Below are 11,862 nucleotides of genomic sequence, written 5' to 3' on the forward strand. Positions count from 1 at the left end.
GCCAAACACGTTGAAAAGCGGCCCGTTCCGGATTTCCGGACCTAAGAGATATCCGATCCGATATTATCGCAGCCTGAAACGATCTCCTACCTAAATTAGCAAATGCAAAAACCAAAAGGGGACGCACATGCGCCGGCGCTCGGCAACGGGCGGTCCCGCGGGCCTTGGCGCATTCCTGCTTGACAATACTTGCCTTAGGCAACTAATTATCTGATCAAGGCAAATTCATAAAGGCATCCCATGTCTCCGCAGCAAATCGATGACCGCGCCCAGACGGTGCGGCGCTTCAACCGCTTTTACACCCGACTGATGGGCCTGCTGCACGAGCATCTGCTCGCCAGCGCCTTCTCGCTGACCGAAGTCCGCATTCTCTATGAGTTGGCGCATCGCTCCGGTCTGACGGCGAGCGACCTCTGCCGCGAACTCGGCCTCGATGCGGGATATCTCAGCCGCGTCATTACCGGCTTCGAGAAGAAGGGGCTGATCGAAAAGACCCGTTCGCCGGCCGACGGCCGGGTCACGCAACTCGAGCTGACGGACGCGGGGCGCGCGATCTTCCAGCCCCTGGAGGATGCGTCACAGCGCGAAGTCGTCGCCATGCTGGAAAAGCTTTCGGTGCCGGAACAGAAGCAGCTGGTGGGCGCCATGGGCGAGATCGAAAGCCTGCTTGCCGAGGAGCGCACGCCGGGCTTCATCCTGCGCGATCCGCAGCCGGGCGACATGGGCTGGGTGATCCACCGGCAGGGCGCGCTCTATGCGCAGGAATATGGCTGGACCACCGCGTTCGAAGCGCTGGTCGCCGAGATCGTCGTCAAATACATGCACGACTACGATCCGAAGTCGGATCGCTGCTGGATCGCCGAAAAAGACGGCAAGGTCGTCGGCTCGGTATTTCTCGTCCGCCACGATGAAACGACGGCGAAGCTGCGCCTGCTCTATGTCGAGCCCAGCGCCCGGGGCCTCGGCATCGGCCGTCGGCTGGTCGAGGAATGCATGCGCCACGCCCGCCTTCTGGGCTACCACCGCATGATCCTGTGGACCAATGCCGGCCTCGACGCCGCCCGCCACATCTATGAGAAGGCCGGCTTCGCGCTGATCGAGGAAGAACAACACCACAGCTTCGGCAAGGATCTCACCGGCCAGATTTTCGCGCGGGATCTGTAGGAACGGCAGGCACGCCATCCGCTGGAAGATCGAGAAGGCCTTTAAGGGGCGTCTTCCGCTGGCCTCGCAGGAAAGCGGCGGTCCGTCGGTCACGCCCCCCGACCACGTCGGGTTTCGGCACCAGGCTTATCGAATTCTCCGTGAGAAGCGAATTGGGCGCGCGCGTGGAACTGAACTATGCACCAAAGGGTTTGGCAGTAGAGATCGCTACGCCCCTGTCACCGGTCTCCAAAGACAGAGACTGGTTTCATGTCCAAGTCCGTGCTTCTCGTCGAGGATGAGTTCCTGATCGCCATGGACCTCGAGCTGCTGCTGGAAAGGCACGGCTGGCATGTCTTGGGACCCGCCGCGACGGTAAAGCAAGCCCTGCAGCTCTTGTGAAGCGCCGAGCCGGCGGTGGCCATTCTGGACGTTACCCTGAAAGACGGCACCGTGACGCCGGTGGCGGAGGCGCTTCGGGCGCAGAGCGTGCCCTTCGTGCTTGCCAGCGCCTATGAAAAGCCGGAGCAGGTCGGCGGAGAGGTTCTGGCGGGGGTAGTCAATGTCGGCAAGCCGGCGGATACGCGGGCGTTGCTGAGCGCTCTGGAGCAGGTGATGCAAACGTGATGCTTGCGCAGTCCGCGCCTGCCTTTGGCCGATAGCCCTCCAACCGCGAAGAAACGTCGATCCACCGCGGCGGCCACTGGAAAAGCCCGGGAGCCGACCGAGGTGCCGCGCTGGTGCTTTCACTCGGTAGCGGACGCCAGTTGTCGGCCGGTCGATATACCGGTGACGAGGCTGAACGTCCCTTCGCCGAGACGATAAAATCCATCCTGCGGCACCGGCAGCTCCAGCATTTCCCGCCTGGAGAGGCCGGCATAGACGCCGCGCAGCAACCGGCCGAACAGCCCATGGGAAATCGCGACCGTCGGCCGCCGGATATCCGCAAGCCAGCTTTCCGCCCGCGCACAGGCGGCATCGAAACTCTCCCCATCCGGCGAACGGAAATACCAGTCGAAGACATCGGAACCATCGAGTTTGCCCGGATACTCCATGTCGATCTCGAACTTGGTCATGCCATCCCAGCAGCCGACCGAAACCTCCATCAACCGCGCATCCTCGCGGCTCGCAAGCGGCAGCACCCGCTGCACCCTTTCGGCGGTTTCGCGGGTCCGTCCGAGCGGGCTGACATGCATCTCGAACGACGGCACCTCATCACCAATCTCGGCGCGAAGGAGGTTGGCGACAGCATCTGCCTGCTCGACGCCAAGCCTCGTCAGCGGCGAATCCAGCTGCCCCTGGAACCGACCGAGCGTGTTCCAGACGGTTTCGCCATGGCGGAGAAGATAGATCAAGAGCTGGCCTTTCCATGAGCCTGTGGCTGGCGCAGGCAGCTAGATCAGGTCGCCAAGACAATGTCGAGCACTGAGCTTGCGCTCCCGTCAGGCGATACGACGCTTTTCCAGGCCACCCCTCTCGCACAACACAAAGGATCGTGTTCAGTTTCAGCCGCAATCAAGGAAGGCATCGATGTCGCAACGGTACATATGGACGTTAGCTGCTCACATTGGGCGCAAGCTCCAGCGTGCCTCTTCCGGCGTCCGCTGAGCCGGAAATAGCGGCGAACTGTGCGCTTCTCCGCCATGAAGACGTCGCGGGTATCGCTGCTACGGTCTATCGATATGAGCGACAGATCCAAAAGGACTATAATGTCCGTGTCGAAATGTGGATTTCCAAGGAAACCGGGTTGCCGCTAAAATCCCATTTCAGGGCGCTGCCTCTCGATAACATCTCTGAGCGCCGTCTGACCTACACCTACGGCGATGACGTAAAGGCACCGATTTGAGACGGCAAAGCTGCAGCGGGAGGATCGTGAAGGTTGCCAAAACAATCGTTCACGATATCGCCTTTATCATCATCGCGTACATCGTGTTTCAGGTGGTTATGGCACTTGCGATCGTGCCGTCATTGCTTTGGGCTCAATGGACAAAGTGAAGCGCTTCCCCTTCAATCCACCGGATCCAAGATATCCGGCGTATCGTTCTTCGGCGAGCCGACCTTGCTGCCGATCTTCCACATCGTCATGAGCTCAGGCGGAAACGGCTTCATCAGGTCAGGGGCTTCCGGCTCCGGCGAAAGCCAGCGCTCGTAATCGTCGGGATGCAGGATGACAGGCATGCGGTCGTGGATGTCGGCCATCATCGCGTTGGCGTCGGTGGTGACGATCGCAAAGGTGCGGATATCCTCGTCGGTATCGGGGTTCCGCCAGCTCTCCCAGATGCCGGCAAGGCAGAACGGCTCGCCCGTTTTCATGGCGATTGCATAGGGCTGCTTGTCCTTGCCGGTCCCGTGAATGTCCTTCCATTCGAAGAAACCGTCGATCGGCACCAGGCAGCGCCGGCGCTGATAGGACGAGCGGAACTTGCTGGCGATCGTGTCGGAACGCACGTTGACGAGCGGCCTGCCCGCTTTCGGGTCCTTGGTCCAGCTCGGGATCAGGCCCCAGCGGGCCGAGACGAAGACCGGACCGAAGAGATCGGGATCGCGGATCACGTCGCGGATGATGATCGGATAGGTGAGCGTCGGCGCACCGTTATAGCGCGGAAACTGGTTGGCGATCGTCTCGACGCCGCCACGCTCGGCAAAGCCGAAGGCGCGCAGCAACCCCTCCAGATTGGTCTTCAGATAGACGCGTCCGCACATGGTGGCTCCTTCCGCCCGCGGCTGCATGCATAGCTATGGCTCCGCCGGAATGCGTCAACACCGTCACTTTGCAAGTACGGCATTTGCAAGCGCTACGGCATCTTCTCCACGTCGGGCAGCTTCCAGCTTTTCTCGAACAGCGGCTTTTCCGGGCCGTAGAGCCTGAAAAGCAGTTCGAACTTGCGGGCGGGGTCGACGGGCACGAAGTTCGCCTCCTTGCCCGCAGGCGCCTTGGCGCCGAAATAGACGTCGACCGAGCCGTCGGCATTTTTCTTCACCCCCTCGCCGATCGAGGCGACGCTCGCCTTGTCCATGTTGCGGATCAGCGCATGGGTCTCGCGGTCGTAGGCGGTCACCGACCAGTACTGCTCGACCGGCGCATCCTTCGGCACGACGAGGCGGTAGTTAGCGCCGCCGTTGAAGGAATTGCCGTCCTTGTCCTTGTTGGCCATCAGGTAGAACTGCGCCGTGCCCAGCCGCTTGATGCCGGTGAAGCCGAGCGTATAGGTCACGCCTCGGGCATCGACCGGATAGAGACCGGGATCGGCATAGGCCTCCGAGGCGGCCTTCACCATGTCCGGCAGCCCGGCGGGGAACCAGCGGATGCCCTCGTTGATGACAGGAAAGCCGGCGTCATAGCGCGCCGAAAGCTCGGCTCTGGCTTCGGCCGCCGCCTTGTCGAGCAGCGCCTTGGTTTCGGCGCTTGGCTGGAAGGGCTTGCCCTTCTCGATGCCGAGCGTCTTCAGCTGGTCGATCATCACCCGGTCGCGCTCAAGCCACGGCTCGGTCTGGACGACCCGGTTCAGATTGTCGAAGAAGCTGGCGTCGAAGCGGATGGTGCTGTCGAACAGCACGTCATAGGCGTCGGTAAAGACGGTTTCCGGCGGCTTGTCGGTCACCGGCATCGGGTAGATCTTGATCTTCTTGCCATAGGCCACCGATTTTTCGATATCGGCGTCGGCATGGCTCTTCAGGTTGGAACGCAGCAGCGCAAATCCGGTAAAGGTGTCCGAGCGAAGCGGAATGAAGCCCTCCGGCACCTCGCCCATGTAATCCGGCGGCAGGATCAGGTACTTGCCGCCCTTGCCCTCGTCGGCGCCATGCGGGCCGGCATCTTCGAGCGGCATCTGCCAGGCGTTGACGATGTTGCCGGCGATCGATCCGCCCTCGGCCGGTGGGATCTCGATGACGATGGGCCCGTCCTTCACGTTCCAGAAGGACATGAAATAGATCGAATCCGGGTTCGGCGTCAGCGTCTGGTTCTTCCAGTTGACCGGGCGAGACCAGTAGACGACTTCGTTGACCCTGGCCTTCGTCGTCGAAAGCATCGTCTGCAGCATCAGGTCGGCATTGACCGCCGGCATGCCCCAGATCACCGCCTCCGTCGCCCGGCGGGCGATCGCGCGGTCCCGGAGTTCGGCCGGCAACATATCCTGCGCCGCGACGTTCGTCGCGCCGGCCAGAAGCACCACGCCTGTGAGTATAAATCGCAGCATGCCGAATCTCCCTCATACGCCGCGGCCGGCGGCCTTGAAATCTCTCGACCGCCGCTGCCTCGCAAACTCCATTGCGGGCCACCAATGCGAAATTTAGTGCGAATGCATGCCGAGCAGTAGACCCGTTGCGTGCGACGCGCGGAAGTACGTTACGGTTACAGCCGCAAACACAAACGGCGGCGATCGGCCGGCGCATCACCGCATCCTCATCCCCTTCGAAAAACACCGCGTCACTTGACATCGGACCAAAATAGGTAGATCGGTCTACCTAATAGATTGGAGAAAGCGATGAGCGACAAGGCGCCGGCGCGCGAGCGGCTTTTGAAGGCGGCAGCCGAACTGTTCTACCGGGATGGGGTCGGCGCCACGGGCATCGATGCGATCACCGCGCATGCGGGCGTCGCCAAGATGAGCCTCTACAACAACTTCTCGTCCAAGACCGATCTGGTGAACGCCTATATCGAGGCGCGCCACCGGGAATGGCAGGAGCTTTACCGCGAGCGCCTGGCCCATGCGGCAACGCCGAGAGACCGTGTACTGGCGATATTCGACAGCTATGTCGACCACGCTGAAATGGCCTATTCCTGGGGCTTCCGCGGCTGCGGGCTCCTGAATGCCGCAGCCGAGCTTTCGGTCGGCGATCCCGCCCGCGACATCGTCGCCTCGCAGAAGGACGAGGTGGAAACGCTCTTCAAGCAATATCTCGCCGAGATGAAGCCCGACGCGGGTGCCGCCATCGACGAGACGGCGGAGCACCTCTCCTTCCTGCTCGAGGGCGCGATGTCGCGTGCCGGGCTCGACGGACATGACGCACGGCTGAAGACCGCGCGCCGGATCGCCATCTCGATCATGGACCAGCTATGACCTCCCGAAATTCCGCTTCTCTCGTCGGCTTTGCCTGCGTGCTCACCGCCTCCGCGCTCTGGGGCACGACCGGCACCACCGCCACCTTTGCTTCAGGGGTCAGCCCGCTTGGCATCGGCGCCGTCGCCATGGGCCTCGGCGGCCTGCTCCTGGCGCTGACGGCGCTGCATTCGATCGTCAAAAGCAGGGCGAAGATCGCCGCGCAGTGGCCGATGCTGATCCTCGGCTCGCTCTCGGTCGCGATCTATCCGCTCGCCTTCTACTCTTCCATGCATCTCGCCGGCGTCGCCATTGGCACCGTCATCTCCATCGGCTCGGCGCCACTCGCCGCTTCGCTGATCGAGCGCATCTTCGACGGTCAGAAGCTCACCACTCGCTGGTTGCTGGGTGCCGCCGCCGGCCTTGGCGGCGCCGTGCTTCTCACCTTTTCGGAAAGCCACGGCAGCGCCGGTGCTGCCGACGCGACGGCCGTCCTCTACGGCATCCTGCTCGGCCTCGTCTCCGGCCTGCTCTACGCGCTCTATTCCTGGGTCGCGCGGCGGCTGATGCAGGCGGGCATTCCGCCACGCGCCGCCATGGGCTCGATCTTCGGTGTCGGCGGCACTCTGCTGTTGCCGGTGCTCGCCTTCACCGGCGCGCCGCTTTTAGCGTCGTGGACCAATGTCGCCGTCGGTATCTACATGGCGCTGGTGCCGGTGCTGGTCGCTTACGTGCTCTTCGCCTATGGCCTCGCGCGCGTGTCGGCCACCATGGCGACCACGCTGTCGCTGCTTGAACCGGTCATCGCCGCCGTGCTGGCCGTCGTCATCGTCGGCGAGCGCCTGCCGGCCGAGGGCTGGGCGGGCATCGGGCTGATCGTCGGCTCGCTCTTCATCCTTACCCTGCCGATGCCGGGCCGGCGCCGCCGCGCCGAACGCCCGCGATCCGCCGCCGCCATCGACGCGGCCCTCCCCAGCCGCTAGAGCCGGAACCCTTGATATGAGCGACGTCGCTGCGCTGCCTTCCCGCCAGCCAAACCGGATGTGGGCCGTCGTCATCCTGATCCTGCTCGAGGCCGCGCTGGTGATCTCCTGGAGCGCCGGCTTCGTCGGCATCCGCTTCGCCATCGATCACGCGCCGCTCTTCCTGATCCTCTTCTGGCGCAGCCTCGTCTCCGGTCTCATACTGCTGCCCTTCGCCCTGACGGTCGGGCCAAAGATCCGGTTGCAGGACGCCGTGCCGCAGATGCTCTTCGGCGCGCTTGCCATGTCCGGCTATCTCGCGGGCTTTGCGCTGGCGATCTCCTATGGCGTGCCCACTGGCCTCGTGGCGCTGATCACCGACATGCTGCCGCTTGCCGTCGCCATCCTCTCCTGGCCGGTCCTCGGCCAGGCCTTGACCGCCCGCCAATGGCTCGGCTCCTTAATCGGGCTGACCGGTGTCTTGATCGCCTCCGGCTGGTCGCTCGATATCGGCAACGTTCCGCTCTGGGCCTATGGCCTGCCGGTTCTCGGCACCCTGTCGCTGGCGCTGGCGACCCTGCTGCAGAAGCGCAGCCCGGCGGGCGCCATGCCGGTGCATCAAAGCCTCTCGATCCAGTGCCTGTCGGCGGCAGCGATCTTCGCGCTCTTTGCCTGGCATGAGGGCAGCGTTCTGCCGGTGCTCGATCCGGGCTTTGTCGGCGGTATCCTCTGGCTCGTTTTCGTCGCCACCTTCGGCGCCTGGAGCCTCTATTATCTGGCGCTGAAAAAATCCTCGCCCGCCCGCGTCACCGTCATCCTCTATTTGAGCCCGCCCGTGACGATGATCTGGGCCTTTATCATGTTCGGCGAGCCCCTCTCCTGGGCCATGGCCGCCGGCCTCGTCGTCTCGCTCATCGGCATCGTCATCGTCGCGAGGGCACGGCAGCCGGCCCGGGGGCAAAGTCCGGAGCACGTCTAGGAAAGCCATCCACTGACCGCTTGCATCTTGTGGTGGTGTCTGCGACAGCTTCGCCCAAACCACCGGGGGACAGCGACCATGAGCTTTTCCGAAGTCAAACCACGTCACGTGCTCTGCCTGCTCGGCGGAGAACGCCCCTTCTCCATGCTTTGCGAGATGATCCAGTCGGCGATCGAGAGTCTCGCGCCAGGCTTCGAGATCGACGACACCTTTTCCGAGGACGCCCCGGACGACCGAATGCCGATGTCCTTCGAGGTCTGCCGGGATCGCGTCAAGAAGGGTGCCTGGACCGAAGCCGACGAAGAGGCCGTCAGCGACCATCGCTCGGTCATCTATGTGCTCGGCCCGCCGATGACGGCAGACGATGCGGTCAAACATTCAGCCATCGCACTTCGGCTGGTCGCCCACACCCTCGATAACGGCATCGTCGCCGCCAAGGGCGAGAGCGCCGGCGTCGCCCACGGCGTTGAGAGGTGGAAAGAGCTTGCTCGCGACGCCGAAGGCCAAACAGGCGCTGCACTTGCCCGCCCCTGCCGCCTCGCCTTTGCCAAGCGGCCGATCGGCACCGACGAACATCTCTACAGCATCGGCTTCCATCTGGTCGGGATACCCGAAGTCTACGCGCCGAAAACCCTCTCCGACGACGAACTGGCCTTGAGCGCGTTGATCGACACCGTTGCCGACGAAGTCTTCAGCGACGGCGTCGAGACGGTGCTGAAGCACCGCGGCGCCCAATTGCTGCCCGTCGACGCCTATGACGAGGACGAGTTCAAGTACAATCCCTTTGGGGCCATCCATCTGGCGTCATAGATTCGAACCGCCCCAGCAATGAAGGTACTTATGCCAGCGTCAGATCGCGAGAAACGACTGCTCCTCAGCGTGCAACGCGCCATGCTCGGAACAGTCCCGCCGACGATATCGGCCGTAACGTGCGGCTGGAACAACGACAATATCGTCCTCGAGTTCTTAGTAGCTTTTGACGATGAAGATCGAGAACGTTGTGAAGTTGTTGCAACTGAGGTGGTCGCGGATTTCAGCTATGAAACGATAACGTCTGTCTTCACGGTACAAGCTCCCGGCGGACCGAAGACCCCAGTCGAAGAGCGGTGGTGGGCATACCGGCGATCTTAGCCGAATGCGCTGACAACAGGAGTGGCACCTCGTCAGGCAAGCCTCTGTCGCTTGGCACTTTTAGGCGTGAGCTAGAGGTACCGCTTGCATCGTACTTCGATTCGTAATAATTGAAGTTACATGAAAAAAGACAGCCGCCTTTCCTCCGTCCTGCACGCGCTCCTGCACATGGCCGAGCGCGGCGAGCCCTTGACCTCGGACGAGCTTGCCATGTGCATGCGCACCAATCCGGTGGTCGTACGCCGCACCATGGGTTTCCTGCGCGATGCCGGCATCGTTTCCTCCGCCCGCGGCCATGCGGGCGGCTGGGCGATCACTGCCGATCTCAAGACCGTGACGCTCAGGCAGTTGCACGAAACACTCGGCGAACCCGCGATCTTTGCCATCGGCAACCGGCAGGAAATGCCGGAATGCCTCGTCGAACAGGCGGTCAACGCCGCCCTCGATACCGCCTTTGCGGAGGCCGAGGCGCTGCTGCTCGACCGCTTCGCCCACGTGACCCTTGCCGACCTAGCCGAGGACTTTGCCCGGCGGCACCGGCTCCGATCGCACTGACAGCAGCCAATCGATCCGTCCTGACGTGATCGATCCCGACACATCCGATTACACCGGGACCGCATAAGCGGTTTCCGGCCGGAACCCTATTGCCCAAAGCCCGGGTCGAGACACTGGTTCAAGAAACCGGTGGGCTGGCCTGCGCCCAACCGAAAGGAAGACCCATGCAACAGGACGTCATCATCATCGGCGGCAGTTATGCCGGCATGGCCGCCGCCCTCCAGCTCCTGCGCGCCCGCCGGCGCGTGACGATCATCGACGAGGGCATTCGCCGCAACCGTTTTGCCAGCCATTCCCATGGCTTCCTCGGTCAGGACGGCATCGACCCGTCAGAGATTGCCGCAACCGCGCGGGCGCAGCTCTCCAAATACCCCACGCTCACCTGGATCGACGGCCGTGCCGAGAAAGCCAGCGGCAAGCAGGATGCCTTCGTCGTTACCCCCGCTGACGGCGCCTCCTTCGAAGGCCGGCGCCTGCTCTTTGCAACCGGCGTCAAGGACGGCCTGCCGCAGATCGAGGGGCTGACCGAGCGCTGGGGCAAGAGCGCCTTCCATTGCCCCTATTGCCACGGCTACGAGCTGAACCAGGGCGAGATCGCCGTAATCGCGGCAAGCCCCATGTCGATCCACCAGGCGCAGCTCATTCCGGAATGGGGCAAGGTGACCTTCTTCACCAATGGCGCCATCACCCTCGACGCCGAAGGCCGTGCCGATCTCGTCAGGCGCGGCGTAACCATCGACGAAACCCCGGTCGCACGGCTCGAAGGCCATGCCGACGTGGTGCTGACGGATGGCCGCCGCCTGCCCTTCGCAGGCCTTTTCGTCGCCACCCGCACCACGCCCTCATGCGACATCGCCGAGCGCTTCGGCTGCGAGATCGAGGAGACCCCGATGGGCCTGCAGATCCGGGCGACGGCCGCCAAGGAAACCACCATTCCCGGCGCCTATGCCTGCGGCGACGTCGGCCGCGTTCCCCACTCCGTCTCGCTTGCCGTCGGCGACGGCGCCTGGGCCGGCGCGCAACTGCACCGCTCGCTGGTGTTCGGATAGAAGGCACACCGAGCAAGGACGCTGGCATGAAGGAATACCGGACGGACGCAACCGCTTTGCGCCGTTCGGCTTCCAGCCTTGCCAAATCGACGGCCTCTGTGCTTCGTTCGCTGCAAACGCGAGTTGGAGCCGCCATCGATGCCCATTGCCCTCACCTGCTTTCAGGGTCGCGCCGGCGATCACAACGACCTCGGCATTCCCGGCGCGAAGTCCGTTGCCGCCCATCTCGCCCGAAAACTCGGCCTCGAAACGGTCACGGTCGGAGATCCGGAACCGGCGCTGAACGGCCACTGGACGGTCGAGCTCGAAGCCGCGACGCCGGCTCTGAAGCGCATGCGAGATCGCTTCGATGTGATCTACGCCGAGGGATCGTTTTCGCTGGCAGCGACCAGCCGCTGTGCCGTCTCGCTCGCAACCCTGCCTGCCCTTGCGAGGCACCACGGCAATGCGGTCGTCGTCTGGTTCGACGCCCATGGCGACCTCAATACGCCCGAGGCCAGCAGCACCGGCTATCTCGGCGGGCTGGCGCTGTCCGGGCCCTGCGGCCTCTGGCAGTCCGGTCTGGGCGGCGGGCTTTCCATCGAAAATATCGTGCTCGTCGGCCAGCGGGACCTCGATCCCTTCGAGGCCGAACTCATCGAGGCGAAGCGCATTCCGCATATTCGTCCCGGTGCCAATCTCCCGCAAAGGCTGGCCGAAGCCGTCGCCGGCCGTCCGGTCTATATCCACCTCGACTGCGACGTGCTGAACCCCGGCATCGTGCCCACCGACTACCAGCATGAAAACGGGCTGTCGCTCGATGACCTGCGTGCAGCCTGTGCGGTCCTTGCCAGGAGCGAAGTCGTCGGGCTTGAAATCGCCGAGTTTCAGAATGTTTGGGAGGAAGGCGGCGATCCGGTTTCGCCCGAACCGCTGATCGAGGCGCTGGAACCGCTTTTGCAGAAGCTGCGCCGCTGACCTGACCAGAGCCTGCCGGCAGGTTTGCCTAACCGCAGGGGGCT

Annotated in this window: 13 protein-coding genes; 10 read left to right on the forward strand and 3 right to left on the reverse strand. The window is 63.4% G+C overall.

The annotated features are described in order from the left end of the window. Positions 1-240 precede the first annotated feature (240 nt). From IB277_RS09900 to IB277_RS38865, 3 genes are all read left to right on the forward strand, one after another. Entirely contained in the window at positions 241-1,164 is a 924-nt protein-coding gene (locus IB277_RS09900) for a bifunctional helix-turn-helix transcriptional regulator/GNAT family N-acetyltransferase (protein ID WP_112771008.1), read from the forward strand. 249 nt (positions 1,165-1,413) lie between these two features. Then, entirely contained in the window at positions 1,414-1,545 is a 132-nt protein-coding gene (locus IB277_RS38860) for a hypothetical protein (protein ID WP_371813580.1), read from the forward strand. A gap of 15 nt (positions 1,546-1,560) precedes the next feature. After that, a complete protein-coding gene (locus IB277_RS38865; RefSeq protein WP_371813581.1) occupies positions 1,561-1,770 on the forward strand; it encodes a hypothetical protein in 210 nt (69 codons plus the stop codon). Positions 1,771-1,889: 119 nt separating this feature from the next. Here IB277_RS38865 and IB277_RS09910 read toward each other — a convergent pair whose 3' ends face one another. The 3 genes from IB277_RS09910 to IB277_RS09920 all read right to left on the reverse strand — a co-directional run bounded on the left by IB277_RS09910 (position 1,890) and on the right by IB277_RS09920 (position 5,342). Continuing rightward, positions 1,890-2,498, reverse strand: coding sequence for a histidine phosphatase family protein (locus IB277_RS09910; RefSeq protein WP_113189632.1), 609 nt, complete (start codon positions 2,496-2,498; stop codon positions 1,890-1,892). Between the two features lie 652 nt (positions 2,499-3,150). Then, the gene (locus tag IB277_RS09915; protein WP_089043543.1) at positions 3,151-3,846 is read right to left on the reverse strand and encodes an SOS response-associated peptidase; all 696 of its coding nucleotides are present in this window, start codon (positions 3,844-3,846) and stop codon (positions 3,151-3,153) included. Positions 3,847-3,938: 92 nt separating this feature from the next. Next, entirely contained in the window at positions 3,939-5,342 is a 1,404-nt protein-coding gene (locus IB277_RS09920) for a DUF1254 domain-containing protein (RefSeq protein WP_192370972.1), read from the reverse strand. A 288-nt stretch (positions 5,343-5,630) separates the two neighbouring features. Here IB277_RS09920 and IB277_RS09925 point away from each other — a divergent pair, with 288 nt between their 5' ends. The 7 genes from IB277_RS09925 to IB277_RS09955 all read left to right on the forward strand — a co-directional run bounded on the left by IB277_RS09925 (position 5,631) and on the right by IB277_RS09955 (position 11,818). Further along, positions 5,631-6,206, forward strand: a complete 576-nt coding sequence (locus tag IB277_RS09925) for a TetR/AcrR family transcriptional regulator (RefSeq protein ID WP_060516055.1) — start codon at positions 5,631-5,633, stop codon at positions 6,204-6,206. Next, a complete protein-coding gene (locus IB277_RS09930) occupies positions 6,203-7,168 on the forward strand; it encodes a DMT family transporter (RefSeq protein WP_110818652.1) in 966 nt (321 codons plus the stop codon). Before IB277_RS09925 ends, IB277_RS09930 begins: the two co-directional genes overlap by 4 nt. A 16-nt stretch (positions 7,169-7,184) precedes the next feature. Beyond that, a complete protein-coding gene (locus IB277_RS09935) occupies positions 7,185-8,126 on the forward strand; it encodes a DMT family transporter (RefSeq protein WP_192370973.1) in 942 nt (313 codons plus the stop codon). A gap of 78 nt (positions 8,127-8,204) precedes the next feature. Then, positions 8,205-8,936, forward strand: a complete 732-nt coding sequence (locus IB277_RS09940) for a hypothetical protein (protein WP_146242990.1) — start codon at positions 8,205-8,207, stop codon at positions 8,934-8,936. Positions 8,937-9,377: 441 nt separating this feature from the next. Then, the gene (locus IB277_RS09945; protein WP_034793085.1) at positions 9,378-9,812 is read left to right on the forward strand and encodes an Rrf2 family transcriptional regulator; all 435 of its coding nucleotides are present in this window, start codon (positions 9,378-9,380) and stop codon (positions 9,810-9,812) included. A 164-nt stretch (positions 9,813-9,976) separates the two neighbouring features. After that, the gene (locus IB277_RS09950) at positions 9,977-10,861 is read left to right on the forward strand and encodes an NAD(P)/FAD-dependent oxidoreductase (RefSeq protein WP_090294184.1); all 885 of its coding nucleotides are present in this window, start codon (positions 9,977-9,979) and stop codon (positions 10,859-10,861) included. A 138-nt stretch (positions 10,862-10,999) separates the two neighbouring features. Beyond that, on the forward strand, positions 11,000-11,818 hold the full coding sequence (locus IB277_RS09955; protein WP_090294186.1) for an arginase family protein: 819 nt from the start codon (positions 11,000-11,002) through the stop codon (positions 11,816-11,818). Positions 11,819-11,862: the final 44 nt, after the last annotated feature.

The sequence above is a fragment of the Ensifer sp. ENS07 genome (assembly GCF_014852185.1).
GTDB classification, from domain to species: domain Bacteria; phylum Pseudomonadota; class Alphaproteobacteria; order Rhizobiales; family Rhizobiaceae; genus Ensifer; species Ensifer adhaerens.